This window comes from Blastomonas aquatica (assembly GCF_014639875.1).
Taxonomy (GTDB): domain Bacteria; phylum Pseudomonadota; class Alphaproteobacteria; order Sphingomonadales; family Sphingomonadaceae; genus Blastomonas; species Blastomonas aquatica.
In genome coordinates this window covers 590,910-607,169 of record NZ_BMGD01000001.1, presented here as the reverse complement: position 1 = coordinate 607,169, position 16,260 = coordinate 590,910, and the positions used below count along the sequence as shown (strand labels likewise).

Annotated in this window: 18 protein-coding genes; 11 read left to right on the top strand and 7 right to left on the bottom strand. The window is 63.7% G+C overall.

The window, feature by feature from the left end:
• Positions 1–30: 30 nt before the first annotated feature.
• Together IEW00_RS02810 and IEW00_RS02805 are read right to left on the bottom strand one after the other, a co-directional pair.
• Positions 31–831, bottom strand: coding sequence for an arylamine N-acetyltransferase family protein (locus IEW00_RS02810; protein ID WP_188512820.1), 801 nt, complete (start codon positions 829–831; stop codon positions 31–33).
• A 9-nt stretch (positions 832–840) separates the two neighbouring features.
• Positions 841–1,776, bottom strand: a complete 936-nt coding sequence (locus IEW00_RS02805) for a ribose-phosphate pyrophosphokinase (RefSeq protein ID WP_188512819.1) — start codon at positions 1,774–1,776, stop codon at positions 841–843.
• Between the two features lie 151 nt (positions 1,777–1,927).
• On the opposite strand from IEW00_RS02805, the gene IEW00_RS02800 reads away from it, so the two are divergent.
• The 5 genes from IEW00_RS02800 to tldD all read left to right on the top strand — a co-directional run bounded on the left by IEW00_RS02800 (position 1,928) and on the right by tldD (position 7,180).
• Positions 1,928–3,583: an NAD+ synthase gene (locus IEW00_RS02800; protein ID WP_188512818.1), complete on the top strand. Its 1,656-nt coding sequence runs from the start codon at positions 1,928–1,930 to the stop codon at positions 3,581–3,583.
• A gap of 40 nt (positions 3,584–3,623) precedes the next feature.
• Positions 3,624–3,902, top strand: coding sequence for a type II toxin-antitoxin system RelE/ParE family toxin (locus IEW00_RS02795; RefSeq protein WP_188512817.1), 279 nt, complete (start codon positions 3,624–3,626; stop codon positions 3,900–3,902).
• A gap of 11 nt (positions 3,903–3,913) precedes the next feature.
• A complete protein-coding gene (locus tag IEW00_RS02790; protein ID WP_188512816.1) occupies positions 3,914–4,198 on the top strand; it encodes a HigA family addiction module antitoxin in 285 nt (94 codons plus the stop codon).
• A gap of 64 nt (positions 4,199–4,262) precedes the next feature.
• A complete protein-coding gene (gene gltX / locus IEW00_RS02785; RefSeq protein ID WP_188512815.1) occupies positions 4,263–5,591 on the top strand; it encodes a glutamate--tRNA ligase in 1,329 nt (442 codons plus the stop codon).
• Between the two features lie 143 nt (positions 5,592–5,734).
• Complete coding sequence (gene tldD / locus IEW00_RS02780; protein ID WP_373282560.1) at positions 5,735–7,180, top strand: metalloprotease TldD; 1,446 nt, start codon at positions 5,735–5,737, stop codon at positions 7,178–7,180.
• On the opposite strand, the gene IEW00_RS02775 is transcribed toward tldD, so the two are convergent.
• The 5 genes from IEW00_RS02775 to IEW00_RS02755 all read right to left on the bottom strand — a co-directional run bounded on the left by IEW00_RS02775 (position 7,146) and on the right by IEW00_RS02755 (position 10,784).
• Positions 7,146–8,093 carry a Brp/Blh family beta-carotene 15,15'-dioxygenase gene (locus IEW00_RS02775; protein ID WP_188512814.1) on the bottom strand — a complete coding sequence of 316 codons (948 nt, stop codon included), beginning with the start codon at positions 8,091–8,093 and terminating at the stop codon, positions 7,146–7,148. The genes tldD and IEW00_RS02775 overlap by 35 nt on opposite strands.
• Before the next feature lie 56 nt (positions 8,094–8,149).
• A complete protein-coding gene (locus tag IEW00_RS02770) occupies positions 8,150–8,932 on the bottom strand; it encodes a bacteriorhodopsin-like (RefSeq protein ID WP_188512813.1) in 783 nt (260 codons plus the stop codon).
• 208 nt (positions 8,933–9,140) lie between these two features.
• Positions 9,141–9,758, bottom strand: a complete 618-nt coding sequence (locus tag IEW00_RS02765; protein WP_188512812.1) for a LuxR C-terminal-related transcriptional regulator — start codon at positions 9,756–9,758, stop codon at positions 9,141–9,143.
• Between the two features lie 163 nt (positions 9,759–9,921).
• Positions 9,922–10,161 carry a helix-turn-helix domain-containing protein gene (locus IEW00_RS02760; RefSeq protein ID WP_188512811.1) on the bottom strand — a complete coding sequence of 80 codons (240 nt, stop codon included), beginning with the start codon at positions 10,159–10,161 and terminating at the stop codon, positions 9,922–9,924.
• Positions 10,161–10,784 (bottom strand): hypothetical protein, encoded by a 624-nt coding sequence (locus tag IEW00_RS02755; RefSeq protein WP_229736767.1) that lies wholly within the window; start codon positions 10,782–10,784, stop codon positions 10,161–10,163. Before IEW00_RS02755 ends, IEW00_RS02760 begins: the two co-directional genes overlap by 1 nt.
• A gap of 86 nt (positions 10,785–10,870) precedes the next feature.
• Between IEW00_RS02755 and IEW00_RS02750 the strand changes: the two genes are divergently transcribed.
• From IEW00_RS02750 to yidD, 6 genes are all read left to right on the top strand, one after another.
• Entirely contained in the window at positions 10,871–11,551 is a 681-nt protein-coding gene (locus tag IEW00_RS02750) for an acyloxyacyl hydrolase (RefSeq protein WP_188512810.1), read from the top strand.
• A gap of 329 nt (positions 11,552–11,880) precedes the next feature.
• Complete coding sequence (gene acnA / locus IEW00_RS02745; RefSeq protein WP_188512809.1) at positions 11,881–14,553, top strand: aconitate hydratase AcnA; 2,673 nt, start codon at positions 11,881–11,883, stop codon at positions 14,551–14,553.
• A complete protein-coding gene (locus IEW00_RS02740; RefSeq protein ID WP_188512808.1) occupies positions 14,550–15,221 on the top strand; it encodes a hypothetical protein in 672 nt (223 codons plus the stop codon). Before acnA ends, IEW00_RS02740 begins: the two co-directional genes overlap by 4 nt.
• Before the next feature lie 176 nt (positions 15,222–15,397).
• Positions 15,398–15,532 (top strand): 50S ribosomal protein L34, encoded by a 135-nt coding sequence (gene rpmH, locus IEW00_RS02735; protein WP_188512807.1) that lies wholly within the window; start codon positions 15,398–15,400, stop codon positions 15,530–15,532.
• 107 nt (positions 15,533–15,639) lie between these two features.
• Positions 15,640–16,011, top strand: a complete 372-nt coding sequence (gene rnpA, locus IEW00_RS02730; protein WP_188512806.1) for a ribonuclease P protein component — start codon at positions 15,640–15,642, stop codon at positions 16,009–16,011.
• A 9-nt stretch (positions 16,012–16,020) separates the two neighbouring features.
• Positions 16,021–16,230, top strand: a complete 210-nt coding sequence (gene yidD, locus IEW00_RS02725; RefSeq protein WP_188512805.1) for a membrane protein insertion efficiency factor YidD — start codon at positions 16,021–16,023, stop codon at positions 16,228–16,230.
• Positions 16,231–16,260 lie beyond the last annotated feature (30 nt).

Genomic DNA, 16,260 nt, shown 5'->3' with positions numbered 1-16,260 from the left:
AAAAGCCAGCGTGGTGTTGACGCACCGGGCTCAAAACAACGCGAGCCGTTCGACCTCATCCAGGGTCAACGCGATTCCGAATTGATTGGCCAGCAGCGCCTGCATGGTCTCGCGGGTATCGATCGCGGTTCGCTCGACGCTTTCGCCGCGCTGCACGCTGAACTGGGCGTTGGTAATAGATTTGAGTCCGTCGCGCGTGACCTGGCTGACCAGCACGTTACAGATGAAGCGCGATCGCGGCGAGGTCGCGGTCCAGTGGTTTGACATCGCAATGTCCGCCGCCAGTGCCCTGTCGTCGGTAAAGCTGTACTGGTTGCGGCATTGCCCGGCAAAATGGCGCTCGAGCATCCATCCAAATTCGGCATCGCGCCGCAGCCGGTGATTGGCGCCATCGTTCCCCGGCGCCTCCGCCCCGTCGCGCAGCGGCATCGCGGGAACATGGCCGCCGCCAAAGCCCGCATCGACCAGCCAGCGTTCTCCGTTCAACGCCACTGCCAGCACGATATGGGTGCGCGGTGGCACGTCATCGCCCGGTTCCTGACGAAACCAGACCCGGGCCAACATCGGGACGACGACAAACCCCAATGCTTCGAGCGCGCGGGCGAGAATCTGATTGAGTTCGAAGCAATACCCCCCCCGCGTGCCCGACAGCAGCTTATTGGCAACGATATCCGGCGCAAGGTCTACCCCGCGGCCCAGCCGCGCATCGAGCGCGTCATAAGGAATCGACAGCCTTTGCGCCCAGAGCAGCGCATCGATCCTTGCCAGGTCGATACCGGGCCTGCCCTCCAGACCGACCCGTGCAAGATAGCGATCCAGAAAGCCAGGCAAGGCCGTCGGTCAATCGAACAGGCTGGAGACCGAGCTTTCGTCGGCGATGCGACGCATGGCTTCGCCGATCAGCGCGGCCATCGGCAGGCTGCGGATGCGGTCCGATCCGGTGACCGCATCGGTCGACTGGATCGAATCGGTGATCACCAGTTCCTTGAGCACGCTGTTGTTGACCCGCGCCACCGCGCCGCCCGAAAGGACGCCGTGCGTAACATAGCTGACCACATCGACCGCGCCCGCGTTCTTCAGCGCCTGCGCCGCGTTGCACAGCGTGCCACCCGAATCGACGATGTCGTCGATCAGGATGCAGAAGCGGCCCTCGACATTGCCGATGATGTTCATGACCTCGGATTCGCCCGGACGTTCGCGGCGCTTGTCGACGATGGCGAGCGGGGCGTTGTCGAGCCGCTTGGCCAGCGCGCGTGCGCGTACCACGCCGCCGACATCGGGCGAGACGACCATGAGCTCATGCTCGCCAAAGCGCGCCTGAATGTCCGCCGCCATCACCGGCGCGGCATACAGGTTGTCGGTCGGGATATCGAAAAAGCCCTGGATCTGGCCTGCGTGCAGATCGACAGACAGGACACGGTCGGCGCCGGCGGTGGTGATGAGGTTGGCGACCAATTTGGCCGAAATCGGGGTGCGGGGTCCGGGCTTGCGGTCCTGCCGGGCATAGCCGAAATACGGGATCACGGCGGTGATCCGCCGCGCAGATGCGCGCTTCAGCGCATCGATGCAGATCAGCAGCTCCATCAGGTTGTCGTTGGCGGGGTAGCCGGTCGACTGGACGACGAACACATCCTCTCCGCGGACATTCTCGTGGATTTCGACGAAGATTTCCTCATCGGCAAAACGGCGCACGCTGGCGTCGGTCAGCGGCATTTCCAGATAGGCGGCGATGGCGCGCGCCAGTGGCAGGTTGCTGTTGCCTGAGAGAATTTTCATATGATCGCGTATCCCCGTTGCCGTGATCTGTCCGGGCGCTTTAGCCAGATGGCCGGCAAATCGAAAGATGTAAGTTTGATGAAATACGCATGATGGTCCTGCACGGCAAAACCTGTTGCCGCGTCTGGGGCGTGCCCCTATTCGGATGATCATGACCGACCGGCTATTGATTACCCTCATCCAGTGCGCGCAAACCATGGGCGATATCGCGGGCAATGCCCAAGCCATGCTGGCGGCGCGGCAGGCGGCAGGCGTGTGCGATCTGGTGGTGTTCCCCGAGCTGCAACTGATCGGCTATCCGCCCGAAGACCTCGTGTTGAAGCCCGCGCTGATCGCGCGTGCAGGCGAGCAGCTCGAGCAGATGGCGACGGCGACCGCTGATGGCGGTCCGGCGATGCTGGTGGGATCGGTGTTCGTGCGCGAGGGGCAGCTGTACAACGGCCTTGCGCTGCTCGATGGCGGCGCGATCACTGCGGTGCGGCTCAAGCACGAACTGCCCAATTACGGCACCTTCGATGAAAAGCGCCTGTTCGCCTCGGCCCAGCTGCAGCCGCCGGTTCCTTTCCGCGGGATGATGCTGGGCCTGCCGTTGTGCGAGGACATCTGGTTTCCCAAGGTCTGCGGCCATCTGAAGGCGATGGGCGCCGACATCCTGATCGCGCCGCACGGCAGCCCGTACGAGATCGAGAAGGGCGAAGGGCGGTTGCACAAGGTTGCGCGCGCGCGCGTCGCCGAAACCGGGCTGCCCTTGGTGTTCCTCAACCGCATCGGCGGGCAGGATGAACTGGTGTTCGATGGCGCATCGTTCGTGGTCAATTCCGATGGATCGCTGGCGCATCAGCTGCCCGATTGGGAAGAGGCCATGGTGCTCACCGAGTGGACCCGGGGGGAGCAGGGCTGGCATTGCGCGCCCGGAGAGATCCATGCGCTCGACCCCGCGCCGCAGGATGCCTATCATGCGATGATCATCGGCCTTCGCGACTATGTCGACGCCAACGGTTTTCCCGGCGTGGTGCTGGGGCTGTCAGGCGGGATCGACAGCGCGCTCTCCGCTGCGGTTGCCGTCGATGCGCTGGGGCCTGACCGGGTATGGTGCGTTATGCTGCCCAGCCGCTTTACCAGCCAGGACAGCCTCGACGATGCCGCCGGTTGTGCCGCGATGCTGGGCTGCAGGCTCGACAGCATCCCGATCCAGCCTGCGGTCGAAGCGTTCGATGCGATGCTCGCGGGCAGTTTTGCCGGACGCGAACCCGACCTTGCCGAAGAGAACATCCAGTCGCGGATTCGCGCGGTGACGCTGATGGGGCTCTCCAACAAATTCGGCCATATGCTGCTGACCACTGGCAACAAGAGCGAGATGAGCGTCGGCTATGCCACCATTTATGGTGACATGGCGGGCGGCTACAACGTGCTCAAGGATGCGTACAAGCTCACCGTGTTCGACCTGTCGCGCTGGCGCAACGCCAACAAGCCGCCGCTGGCGCTGGGGCCCCATGGCCCGGTGATGCCCGATCGCGTGATCACCAAGCCGCCCAGCGCAGAGCTGCGCCCCGACCAGCGGGATGACGACAGCCTGCCGCCTTATGAAATCCTCGACCCGATCCTGCACGGCCTGATCGAGGAGGAGCTCAGCGTCGCCGATATCGTCGCGCGCGGCTTCGATCACGACACCGTCGCGCGGATCGAGCGGCTTTTGTACATTGCCGAATACAAGCGCCGCCAGGCTCCGCCTGGGGTCAAGCTGGGCATTCGCAATTTCGGGCGCGACAGGCGTTACCCGATCACTAATCGGTTCCGGACGGCATGATCACTTGCATCGTGTATCGTTACGCGATATATCATGTGCCATGATCATCAGCTTTCGTCACAAGGGCCTGCGGCTGCTTTACGAAACTGGTTCGGCCAAAGGCATTCAGGCTGCTCACAAGGCGAAGTTGCTCAGCATTCTGGCAGCATTGGATGTAGCCCAGGCGCCCAGCGAACTCTCGCTCCCGTCATACCGGCTGCATCCGCTCAAGGGCGATATGGCAGGTCACTGGTCGATATGGGTGAATGGCAACTGGCGAATCACGTTCCGGTTTGTCGGGCCTGATGTTGAACTTGTGGATTATCAGGACTATCATTGAGGCGGATTGAGATGATGAAAACTCCCCCCCACCCAGGAACCATGCTGCGCGATGACGTTATCGTGCCGCTCGGCCTGGGTGTAACCGAAACAGCGCGCAAGCTCGGTATGTCGCGGGTGGCATTGTCGCGCGTTATCAATGGCCGAGCCGCGATCAGCCCTGATCTGGCAATCCGGCTGGAACGCGCAGGCGTGAGCACCGCGCGGTTCTGGATAGGATTGCAGGCGAATTATGATCTTGCCATGGCACTCGAGCACAGCCAACCGGCTGTGGAACCCTTGCAGACAGCTGCCTGAACCAGCCAACGCGAGCTGTGCTTTGCCGTGCAGCCTGCGGCGCTCTCTAACACGATTGTAGGCCATGACCATCACCACCCGTTTCGCCCCTTCGCCCACCGGGCATCTGCACATCGGCAACATCCGTACCGCGTTGCACAACTGGATGTGGGCCAAGAAGACCGGCGGGCGCTTCATCCTGCGGATCGATGACACCGATGCCGAGCGCAGCCGCGAGGAGTATGTCGACGGCATCCGCGCCGATCTGGCCTGGCTGGGGCTCACCCCCGATGCCGAGTATCGCCAGTCGGAGCGCGCGGCGTTGTATGACGCGGCGTTCAATAAACTGCGCGAGGCGGGCCGGGTTTATGCCTGCTACGAAACATCGCAGGAGCTCGATCTCAAGCGCAAGATCGCGCTGGGGCGCGGATTGCCGCCGGTGTACGACCGCGCGGCGCTCGCGCTGACCGATGCCGAACGCGCCGATCTCGAGGCGCAGGGGATCAAGCCGCATTGGCGGTTCAAACTCGACCACGCCGAACCGATCGCCTGGGACGACCTGATCCGGGGAGCGCAGAAGTTCGATGCCGCCAGCCTGTCTGACCCCGTCATCCGCCGCGCCGAGGGCAGCTGGCTGTACATGCTGCCCTCTGCCATCGATGACGTCGATATGCAGATCACCCACGTCGTGCGCGGCGAGGACCATGTCTCGAATACCGCAGTCCAGCTGCAGATGTTCACCGCGCTCGGCAGCACCCCGCCCGCATTTGCGCACGAAGCGCTGCTGGTGGGCGCGGAGGGCAAGCTGTCCAAGCGGCTTGGCTCGCTGGGCGTCGGCGAATTGCGTGAGAAGCACATCCTGCCTCAGGCGATTGTAGCTTTGTTGGCACGGCTGGGGACGTCCGATCCGGTCGAGCCACTGCACGACCGCGCGGCGCTGCTCGACAGCTTCGATTTCGCCCGCTTCGGCCGCGCGCCCGCGCGCTTTGCCGAGGAGGATCTGGAACGGATCAACCGCCAGCTGGTGCATACCGCCGATTTCGCGAGTGTCGCCGACCAGCTGCCGCCACAGGTGGACGAGGCCGCATGGCACGCCATCCGCCCCAATATCGCGCATCTGGGCGAGGTTGCCGATTACTGGCAGGTGATCGAGGGGCCGATCGATGCGCCCGCGCCCGAGGCAGAGGATGCGGCGTTTCTGGCAGAGGCGCGGGCGGCGCTCGAGCCGCTGGCGTTCGGCGCCACCGTCTGGAAGGACTGGACCGAAGTGCTCAAGGCCAGCACCGGGCGTAAGGGCAAGGGGCTGTTCCTGCCGCTGCGCCGCGCGCTCACCGGAATGGACCACGGCCCGGATATGGGTGAATTGCTGCCTTTGATCGGGCGGGAGAGGGCACTCGAGCGTCTGGGCGGCTGAAAACATACCTCGTTCTCCGGCGAAAGCCGGAGTCCAGGGGCGAGTTCGCACTGCTTCCGCTCTGGACTCCGGCTTTCGCCGGAGAACGGCCAGGTGGGGTGAAATACTCGCTTACCCTTCCATAATCCCCTCCCATGCCGCATATGTCAGGCATGACCATGATCGCCACCGCAGACCCCCGCTCGTTCCTCTACCGCCCCGATGCGCTCGACCCCGATGCCGCACAACGCCTCACCCGTGACGCGCTGTCGCGCTGCGATGATGGCGAGCTCTACCTGCAGTACGCCGCGAGCGAGAGCTTCGTGTTCGATGATGGCCGGCTGAAAACCGCCGATTATTCGACCGATTCGGGCTTCGGCCTGCGCGGCGTGTCGGGCGAGATGACCGGCTTTGCGCACGCCAACGACGTCAGCGAAGCCGGCATCCGCCGCGCCGCCGAGACCCTGAAACTGCTCGATCCCGCCAAGGGCGAGGCGGCGCCTCCCCCCCGGCAAAACAACCGCCACCTCTACACCGACGGCAACCCGCTCGAGAGTATCCCGTTCGAGACCAAGATCGCCTTGCTTGAAAAGATCGACGCCGCAGCGCGCGCGCGCGATCCGCGCGTCGCGCAGGTCACCGCGAGCCTGATCGGCAGCTGGTCGGTGATCGAGGTGGTCCGCGCCGATGGCTTCGTCGTCACCGATGTCCGGCCTTTGGTCCGCCTCAACGTCTCGATCGTCGCGCAGAGCGGCGAGCGGCGCGAGGTCGGCAGCTTCGGCATGGGCGGGCGCTATCTGTACGACGGCCTGTTCGACGATGTGACCTGGAACCGCGCGATCGACGAGGCGCTGGCCCAAGCGCTGACCAACCTCGAAAGCATCGCCGCGCCTGCGGGCGAGATGACCGTGCTGCTCGGCCCCGGCTGGCCCGGGATCATCCTGCACGAGGCTATCGGTCATGGGCTTGAGGGCGATTTCAACCGCAAGGGCACCAGCGCGTTTTCGGGCAGGGTCGGCCAGCGCGTCGCCGCCGATGGCGTGACCGTGGTCGACGATGGCTCGATCATGGACCGCCGCGGATCGCTCAGCATCGACGACGAGGGCACGCCCACCCAGGAGAATGTGCTGATCGAAAACGGCATTTTGCGCGGATACATGCAGGATCGGCTCAATGCCCGGCTGATGGGCGTCGCCCCCACCGGCAACGGCCGCCGTCAGTCCTACGCCCACGCTCCGATGCCGCGCATGACCAACACCTTCATGCGCGCCGGCAACGATGACCCAGCCGAACTGCTGTCGCGCGTGAAAAACGGCATCTTCGCCAAGAGCTTTGGCGGCGGGCAGGTCGACATCGTCTCGGGCAAGTTCGTCTTCTCGTGCACCGAGGCGTATCGCGTAGAAAACGGAAAGCTTGGTGCCCCGATCAAGGGCGCCACGCTGATCGGCGACGGCCCCACCGTGCTCACCAAGGTCACCGGCATCGGCAACGACTTCGCGCTCGACGAGGGCGTCGGCATGTGCGGCAAGGGCGGCCAGGGCGTGCCTGCGGGCGTGGGCCAGCCAACGCTGCTGGTCAGCGGGCTGACGGTTGGGGGGACTGGGGGCTAGCCTGCGCGCGGGCAGGGCTTCTCAGCCGCAGGATCATCGGCACCAGCATGTGCGGTGCGGTGAGCACCGACAACGCAATGAAGCTACTGGCAAACACGTCATCGGTGAGCACGGCGCTGCGGTTGGCCAAAAAGATTCCGGCTGCGACCGCTAGTCCGCCCAGCGTCAGCGGGATCACGGTGCCGCCCCATTGGCGCACGCCACGCAACCCCAGCGCGCGCGAGTGATCCGCGAACTGGATCGGCGAGTGCACCAGGCAGAAGAACAGCGCAAAGCCGTGGACCGGTGGCAGCACCAGCATCGCGGCCAGCCCGCAGACTGCTGACAGCGCGCGGTTGCGTTCGCCTGCATGCCACAGCATCCCGGCACCGGCGACCGCCAGCATGACCATCGTGGGTGCGATCAGCACCATCAGATCGACAAGCAGGCGCGCAGCCGTGTCGTTCGAGAGTACCGCAAACAGGCCGGTGAGACTTTCGGAATGCAGCAGTACTGGCGCCGACAGAAAGGCCAGTGCCATCCCGGTGGCGATGAACGGCGATCCGCAGCGCTGCCAGTCTTCGGAAAAGTGCACTGCAGCCATCAGCAGGAAGATGCCCAGACCCCAGGCGGGAGCGATCTGCCAGAGCAGATACATGGCCAGCGCGCAGGCGAGATAAAGCCCGATCAGTGCAGTGCGAGATAGCATCGCCGCGCCATCGGAAGAGCCACGCTGCAGCAGCGCGATGTCGAAGCTGCCATGCGGCATCCCCACCACCATCAGCGTGGCAGACAGCACCGCGATGGCAGCAGCTGTCTGGGGCAGCAGATCAGCAAAGTGCAGGGCGATGGCCAGGCAGGTGAAGACAAGCAGCCAGCCGGGCGCTCCGCGGTCGAGGCGGAGAGGCAAAGGAAGGAAAACGGTCTGAGCCATGACGGAGGTTCATCGGCCGAGCGAACCAGGTGGTTCGATCGGCCGATGACTCAATCTTACTGGGCAACCGCTACGGTAACCGGCTTGGCCGCATCACCATATTCGGCTTCCGACTTCCGCACCGCGATCATGTAGACCAGGATGCCGACGCCAACCTTGGCGACGATATCGGCAATCGTGTAGCCGATCTGCACGCCGGTTTCGACTGCACCACCCGACAGGCTGGTGTAGGGGATCATATAGACGATCGGGTAGAAGCCCCATGACGCGAAGGTCAGCAGGCGCGCCTGCTTGATCAGGCCGCGCGCGCTTTCGGGCTGACGCTCGATCGCATCGCCCAGGCCCTTGAACAGCTCCCAGACGATATAGAGGAACGGAATAGACGAAAGGGTTCCCCAGATCGCACGCGTCGTGTTGTCGTCGGCAACTTCACCGGGATAGCCCAGGATGATCATCAACGCTGCGGCCGAGCCAAGCCGGACCGAAAGCGAGACGGTCTTGCTTTGCGACAGCCGCATCACCAGCACCAGCTCGATCAGCAGCAACGGTACCGTCAGCAGCCAGTCGACATAGCGATAGGCGTCGTTGAACCCGACGCCGCTGGCCGTGATCACGCCATCGGTCAGCGCATATGCCGATGACCAGCTCTCGAAAATGCGGAAATAATGATAGGCCGCAATCGCGGTGACAAGGCCGGTGATGGTCAGCGCGGTCTTGTAGGCCGGGCCGACCTGAGAACGGCCGAACCAGAAGAACAAAGTAGCCGCTGCCATGGCAGCGAAAGTGAATGAAAAGGCGTTGTAGACCAATAAATATTGGCCCGCTGTAATTGTATCCATGCTGGACCCCTGCAAAAATGGCGTTGGACGAACGGTAAAGACATTGTCGTTGCCACGGTGCTTTGCATGTCCTGCCAGCCGGATAGATCCACAGTACCCTGAAGACGACCCGTTATCTTGCGGGACGGCGCCAAGCATATGACCCCGATCCCCCGCATATTGGGTTGTTGCGCAGTTAATTCTATACGGTCTTTAGGCTGTAGTGTCGCTACAACCCCGCTTCGACCGCGATCCGGATGACATCGGCAACGTTGGATGTCCCCAGCCTGGCAAGCAGCGCGGACCGGTGCATCTTGACCGTTTTCTCGCTCAGCGACAGCCGGTAGGCGATCTGCTTGGTGCGGTGCCCGGCGGCGATCTGTTGCAGGATCTGCCGCTGCCTCGGGGTCAGCTTCTTGACGAGATCGACCGCGCGATGATGACGGTTGCTGTTGGGGCCGGCGTCGTCCTCGCGCAGTTCGACCTGAGAGCCCAGGAAATAGGTCAGCGCGCCTTCCGAATCGAACACCGGGGCGACCAGCACGGCGTTCCGGAACGCCGTGCCATCGCGCTTGTAGTTGAGAATTTCGACCAGCACCGGGCGGTGGCGTTGTACCCCGTCGCGGATGCGGTCGGTCAGCCAGGGTTCGGTTGCAGGCCCAGCCAGGAACTTGCAGTTTCGGCCGATGATTTCGGGTGGCTGATAGCCGGTCAACTCGCAGAACGGGGTGTTCACTGCGATGATCGGGTTGTCTGGCAACCGTGGGTTGCTGATCACCGCAGCTATCGGGCTGAGCCGGATCGATGCGATCAATCCGTCAGCCACCGCGTCGAAGGTGGCAGGCATGTCATGGTGCTTTCGGGCTGCCGTCGCTTGGTCGCGGCGTTCGTTGCCCCCCATAACTGGCCTACAGGTCAATGCGTGCCGCTGCAACGCATGAAGCAGCCGCTCCTGCGGCATAATCTGGCACCTGATCTGATCCGCGCAGTCGGATATAAGGACAGCACCGTCATTCCGGACCGTCGAAATCATGCAGATCGTCGGGCGACTGGCTGTAGCCGATGATGTCTCCTGGCTCGCATTCCAGATAGCAGCAGATCGCCGCGAGCGTCGAGAAGCGGATCCCCTTGACCTTGCCCGATTTCAGCAGCGAGAGATTGGATTCGGTGATGCCAATGGCCTCGGCCAGTTCCTTCGACCGCACCTTGCGGCGTGCGAGCATGACGTCGAGGTTGACGATGATCGGCATTAGACGAACCCGTCGAGTTCGTTCTGCTTGCGAAGCGCAGTTTCGATCGCCCAGGTGACCGCATAGCCCGCCAACGCGAGCAGCAGCGGCGTCGCGATATAGGCAAGGTTGACCACGATCTGCAGCGTTGGCCCTGTCGGGGTGCCGGGTGAGAGATAAGATTCGAGCAGCGTCTGGTGAATAGGGCTGGCAAGCGCCCAGATGACCGCCGCGCCCGATGCCCTTTTCAACCATTGCAGCGCCTCGACCAGCGCCCGGCCGCCGGGAGCCCCCAATCGGCGCAGGGCTAGGCCGACACACGCGAGCAGCAGCGCATAAGGCACGCTCACGACCGCTTCGATGGCGGCAAGCCCCAGCCGGACGTCTGGCCGCGCGACATACGCGGCAAATGCGGTTCGCGCCTGTGCCGTCGCCTCGACCTGCAAGCGGATCTCCTGGCTCAGCAGGCTTGCGGGTTTTGCCTCCCACAAGCACCCTTCGCCGCCGCAATAGGGGTATGCGCCCGGTGTAAGGCCTGCAAAGACGATGACGGGCAGCATAACCAAAGCCGCGAACAGGAACAGCGCCCCGATAAGGCGAAACCTGCGCGCCTGGCTTGGCGGCAACCAATATCTGTCCTGCATAATATTCTTTCTGTTTGACAGCAAATTTTTGTCATTATACACGCAAACGGCGGCGCGAGGACAGCCGTTTTGCTTTGAGGTTATCCATGATTCGCATGCAATTTACCGTGCTTGCCGCGGCGTTGACGCTCGCCTCCATTCCCGCCGCCGCACAAACCGAAAGCGGAGGCGGTGAGGATCGTCCCGGTGCGGAACTGGCCGTCGGCGTGCTGCGCCACGGTGCGAACTTTCACCCACTCGGCAGCAGCCTGAGCTTCGATCTGCCACCACTGCCGCCGGGTCAGGTCTATGATGGGATGGAAGAGAACGGTACCGCCGACGTGCAACTGCTCTATCGCACCGCACCACTCGGCTTCGCGCTCAAGCCACGCCTGGCTGCCAAGGCGCAGATCAGTCTGGAGGGACGTACAAGCTTTGCCAGTGTTGGTGCGGAATGGCGACAGCATGTCCTGGGCGGCCGCGTTTATGGTCAGGTTGGCATCGGTCTGACGATACATGATGGCTACCGCTTCACCCCCGACCCGTTCGCGCCTGGCCTGGCGATCGACGAGGCGCGACGGCGCTTCGCCATTTACCAGACCCAGACCTCATTCGGGTCGCGGGTGCTGTTCAACCCCAACGCTTCGGTCGGCGTCCGCCTCAGCCGGAAATGGGCGGCGGAGCTGGTTTGGGAGCATCATAGCCATGCGCAGGTTTTCTCCGACCAGAACCCCGGCATCGACCATGTCGGCCTGCGCTTGGTTCGCAGCTTCGAGGGCAAGCGATAGGCAGGGGTCCGAACGGCCTCCAGATCCGCTGCCCAGGGAGGTCTAGTAAGGATCGGAAGACACGGAAAAGTCGCCGAGAATCGAGACTCGATTGCGTCGTTCCTCGAATTACATACGTTCACGACCACCGCTGCAGCCCCTTCCCCCTTTCCCCTCGCACAACCTTGCGCTAAGGCCAGCCACGACACACCCGATTCAGCATCGGCCCGCCGGTTTCGCGCAGAAAATGGTCGCGCGCGTCCCCAATCCGGCCTTCCGGTGCGAACCGTCACACACTTGGGTGCCGCTGCGGCGCCAGAACACATTGTTACTCTTGGAAGGGACTCCCTATGACCGCTGTTGGACACGACACGCTCGGCACCCGTGCGACCATGGAGGTGGGCGGCAAGTCCATCGCGTATTACTCGCTCGCCAAGGCGGCGGAAAAGCTGGGTGACATTTCGCGGCTGCCGTTCAGCATGAAGGTGCTGCTCGAGAACATGCTGCGCTTCGAAGATGGCGGTTTCACCGTTTCGGTTGCCGATGCGCAGGCGATCGTCGACTGGCAGAAGGACCGCGTGTCGAGCGCCGAGATCCAGTATCGCCCCGCGCGCGTGCTGCTGCAGGATTTCACCGGCGTTCCCTGCGTGGTCGATCTCGCCGCGATGCGCGATGCTATTGCCACGCTGGGCGGTGATACCAGCAAGATCAACCCGCTCGTCCCCGTCCATCTGGTGATCGACCACTCAGTGATGGTCGATGAATTCGGCCACCCCAAGGCGTTCGAACAGAATGTCGAGATCGAATATTACCGCAACGGCGAGCGCTACGACTTTCTGAAGTGGGGTTCCAAGAGCCTCGACAACTTCAAGGCGGTCCCCCCAGGCACCGGTATCTGCCACCAGGTGAACCTTGAGAACATCGCACAGGCGGTGTGGACCAGCACCGACGAGACCGGCGCGACAGTCGCCTATCCCGACACCTGCGTCGGCACCGACAGCCACACCACGATGATCAACGGCCTCGGCGTGCTCGGCTGGGGCGTCGGCGGGATCGAGGCGGAAGCTGCGATGCTCGGCCAGCCGGTCTCGATGCTGATCCCCGAGGTCGTCGGTTTCAAGCTCACCGGATCGCTCAACGAAGGCGTGACCGCGACCGACCTGGTGCTGACCTGCACCAACATGCTGCGTTCGCATGGCGTGGTCGGCCGCTTTGTCGAATATTTCGGCCCGGGCCTGGCTTCGCTCAGCCTCGCCGATCGCGCGACGCTGGCCAACATGGCGCCCGAATATGGCGCGACTTGCGGTTTCTTCGGCATCGACGACAAGACGCTCGATTACATGCGGCTCACCGGCCGCGATGAAGACGCGCTGGCGCTGGTCGAGGCCTATGCCAAGGAGCAGGGCTTCTGGATCCACCCCGATGCCGCCGATCCGGTGTTCACCAGCACGCTCGAGCTCGACCTGTCGACCGTCATTCCCTCGCTCGCCGGCCCCAAGCGCCCGCAGGATCGCGTTGATCTGACCGAGGTTGATGATGTGTTCGCCAAGGACATGGCCGACACCTACAAGCGCGCCAACATGCGCGTCGCGGTCGAGGGCAAGGATTATGACATCGGCGATGGCGACGTGATGATTGCCGCGATCACTTCGTGCACGAACACCTCGAACCCCAGCGTGATGATCGCCGCAGGGCTGGTCGCCAAGAAGGCGAACGAGCTGGGCCTCAAGCCCAAGCCCTGGGTCAAGACTTCGCTGGCACCGGGATCGCAGGTGGTCACCGACTATTTCAACAAGTCGGGCCTGCAGCCGCATCTCGACAATATCGGCTTCAACCTTGTCGGCTATGGCTGCACCACCTGCATCGGCAATTCGGGCCCGCTCGCCGAGCCGATCAGCAAGGCGATCAACGAGAACGGCCTGGTCGCTGCCGCCGTGATCTCGGGCAACCGCAACTTCGAAGGTCGCGTCTCGCCCGACGTGCGCGCCAACTTCCTCGCGAGCCCGCCGCTGGTCGTCGCCTATGCGCTCAAGGGAACGGTGATCGAGGATTTCACCACCACCCCGATCGGCCAGGCGACCGATGGGCACGATGTCTATCTCAAGGACATCTGGCCAACCAACCTTGAGGTCTCGGACACCATCGCGACCTGCATGGACCGCGAAATGTTCCAGGCCCGCTACGCCAACGTCTATCTGGGCGACGAGCATTGGCAGGCGATCAATGTCGAAGGATCGGACACCTACAACTGGCGCGCCGGATCGACCTATGTCGCCAACCCCCCGTATTTCGAGGGCATGAGCATGACCCCCGAACCGGTCAGCGACATCATCGAGGCCAAGCCGCTGGCAATCCTCGGCGATTCGATCACCACCGACCACATTTCGCCCGCAGGCTCGATCAAGGCCGACAGCCCCGCAGGCAAGTGGCTGATGGAGCATCAGGTCGCACGTGCGGACTTCAACAGCTATGGCGCGCGCCGTGGCCATCATGACGTGATGATGCGCGGCACCTTCGCCAACATCCGCATCCGCAACGAAATGGTCCCCGGCATCGAGGGCGGCATGAGCCGCTATGGCCAGGAAGTGATGCCGATCTACGACGTCGCGATGCGGCACAAGGCCGATGGCACGCCTTTGGTGGTGATTGCGGGCAAGGAATACGGCACCGGATCGTCGCGCGACTGGGCGGCCAAGGGCACCAACCTGCTCGGCGTCCGCGCGGTGATCGTCGAAAGCTTCGAGCGTATCCACCGCTCGAACCTCGTCGGCATGGGCGTGCTGCCGCTGCAGTTCCAGGGCGACGATACCCGCGAGACGCTGGGCCTGACCGGTGACGACAGCTTCACTATCGAAGGCGTCGCCGATATCAAGCCGCGCCAGCAGGTCACCGTCAAGGTCACCCGCGCCGATGGCACCACCTTCAACTTCGAGGCGCTGTGCCGGATCGATACCGCCAACGAGCTCGAATACTTCATGAACGGCGGCATCCTGCACTACGTGCTGCGCAAACTGGCTGCATGATCGCGCCTGCCTCAGGATTTCGTGCAAGGGCCGGGGTCGCGCTGATTGGCGCGGCGCTGGCCCTTGCCGGTATTCAAGGGGCGCAGGCGCAACCCGCACCGCAGCTGCCTGCAAGCTCGCAGGATGCTGCGATCATGTGCTTTTATTCCGCGGTATTGACCGGCCGCGGCCAGGCCGAGCCGATGGCCGAGGCGATGTGGTTCCTGTTCGACGCCGCTCGCACCGCGACCGCCGACGCGCCCGATGGCTTCGTCGACAAGGTTGAAGAGCTGGTCGCAGCGCCGCCGCCCAATCTGGATACGCTGGCAACCGATGCCCCGGCAATGCTGCCGCAATGCGCCAACCGCTATCCCCTGATCAGTTCCAGGCGCACGATAACGCTGCCTTCCGATCCATTTGCGCGCGATATGCAGTGCCTCGCGCTGACCATGTACCTGTCCGATATGGCGCAGGGCGACCTCGACGATACCGGGAGCGAGGCCTTCGTGACGCGGCTGCAGGCGCTGGAAACCAAACTGACCGCGCGATTGACCCCGGAGCGGTATCAGGCCGCCGGCCTTTCAGACGAGGCGGCGCGAAACCTGGCGCTGGCGCGTGCGCTGCGTGATGTAAGCCCGATCGGGAATCTGGTGAGCATCCTGACCGTATGCGAGGCGGCGGCGGGCTGATCGAAGCACCGGTCGCGGCGCCGGAAATGGCGCGGGCGGCGCTTGGATCGCTTGACTTTGCCTGCCCCCAAACGTATGCGGCCTGCTTTCGCGGGCTCGGCATCGGCTGTAGCTTGCGGCGAATCGACCACCATCATCACACCCGGTTTTCGGGTCACAGTTTTCAGGAGTGCCGCATGAAGCGCACATTTCAGCCCAGCAACCTTGTGCGCGCTCGTCGTCACGGCTTCCGTCAGCGCACCTCGACCGTCGGTGGTCGCGCCATTCTGCGCGCCCGTCGTGCCCGTGGCCGTAAGCGCCTGAGCGCCTGATCGGGGCTGTGGATCAGTCGGCGCCCGGAGATTCGGGCGTAGCTGCTGATTCATCATTCAGTCTGACCGCATCGACGGGCGCTCCGGATACCTCCGGCGCGCCCGTAGTGCTGCGTCTGCGATCGGATTTTCTCAGCGCCAATGGCGGGCTGCGGGTTGGAACGCCTGCGTTCGTGCTGCTGGTCAAGCAGCGCGGCGATGACAGCGCACAGACGCGCGTCGGCTACACCGTCACCAAGAAGATCGGCAACGCGGTGGTCCGCAACCGAATCAAGCGACGCTTTCGTGCGATGGTACACGAGGTGCTCAAGACCCACGGCTTGCCCGGCGCGGATCATGTGCTGATCGGGCGGGACGAGGCGATGACCCGCGAGTTTGCGGTGATGCAGGCCGATCTGGTGCGCGCGCTCGAACGGGTGCGCGATGGCAAGGCCTCGGCCGATCGCCGCCCGCCGCGCGGCAAGCCCCGGCGGCGGTAAGCGCTCGCGATGAAGCACGTCCTGATCTGGATCGCCAGGGGCTGGCAACTGGGGCCATCACGGATCCTGCCGCCTGCCTGCCGCTATGACCCAAGCTGCTCGGAATACGCCATTCAGGCGCTGAATCGCCATGGTGCGATTAAGGGTGGCTGGCTGGCGACGAAGCGGCTATTGCGCTGTCACCCATGGGGCGGGCACGGCCATGATCCGGTGCCCTGACGCGCACATGAGGCGCCCCCGAATGCATTA

What these genes read in the sequence shown, in the direction of transcription:
- IEW00_RS02805 (WP_188512819.1), bottom strand. Translation starts at nt 1,776, where the DNA reads ATGAAAATTCTCTCAGGCAACAGCAACCTGCCACTGGCGCGCGCCATC.
- IEW00_RS02800 (WP_188512818.1), top strand. Translation starts at nt 1,928, where the DNA reads ATGACCGACCGGCTATTGATTACCCTCATCCAGTGCGCGCAAACCATG.
- IEW00_RS02795 (WP_188512817.1), top strand. Translation starts at nt 3,624, where the DNA reads ATGATCATCAGCTTTCGTCACAAGGGCCTGCGGCTGCTTTACGAAACT.
- IEW00_RS02790 (WP_188512816.1), top strand. Translation starts at nt 3,914, where the DNA reads ATGATGAAAACTCCCCCCCACCCAGGAACCATGCTGCGCGATGACGTT.
- gltX (WP_188512815.1), top strand. Translation starts at nt 4,263, where the DNA reads ATGACCATCACCACCCGTTTCGCCCCTTCGCCCACCGGGCATCTGCAC.
- tldD (WP_373282560.1), top strand. Translation starts at nt 5,735, where the DNA reads ATGTCAGGCATGACCATGATCGCCACCGCAGACCCCCGCTCGTTCCTC.
- IEW00_RS02775 (WP_188512814.1), bottom strand. Translation starts at nt 8,093, where the DNA reads ATGGCTCAGACCGTTTTCCTTCCTTTGCCTCTCCGCCTCGACCGCGGA.
- IEW00_RS02770 (WP_188512813.1), bottom strand. Translation starts at nt 8,932, where the DNA reads ATGGATACAATTACAGCGGGCCAATATTTATTGGTCTACAACGCCTTT.
- IEW00_RS02765 (WP_188512812.1), bottom strand. Translation starts at nt 9,758, where the DNA reads ATGCCTGCCACCTTCGACGCGGTGGCTGACGGATTGATCGCATCGATC.
- IEW00_RS02760 (WP_188512811.1), bottom strand. Translation starts at nt 10,161, where the DNA reads ATGCCGATCATCGTCAACCTCGACGTCATGCTCGCACGCCGCAAGGTG.
- IEW00_RS02755 (WP_229736767.1), bottom strand. Translation starts at nt 10,784, where the DNA reads ATGCAGGACAGATATTGGTTGCCGCCAAGCCAGGCGCGCAGGTTTCGC.
- IEW00_RS02750 (WP_188512810.1), top strand. Translation starts at nt 10,871, where the DNA reads ATGATTCGCATGCAATTTACCGTGCTTGCCGCGGCGTTGACGCTCGCC.
- acnA (WP_188512809.1), top strand. Translation starts at nt 11,881, where the DNA reads ATGACCGCTGTTGGACACGACACGCTCGGCACCCGTGCGACCATGGAG.
- IEW00_RS02740 (WP_188512808.1), top strand. Translation starts at nt 14,550, where the DNA reads ATGATCGCGCCTGCCTCAGGATTTCGTGCAAGGGCCGGGGTCGCGCTG.
- rpmH (WP_188512807.1), top strand. Translation starts at nt 15,398, where the DNA reads ATGAAGCGCACATTTCAGCCCAGCAACCTTGTGCGCGCTCGTCGTCAC.
- yidD (WP_188512805.1), top strand. Translation starts at nt 16,021, where the DNA reads ATGAAGCACGTCCTGATCTGGATCGCCAGGGGCTGGCAACTGGGGCCA.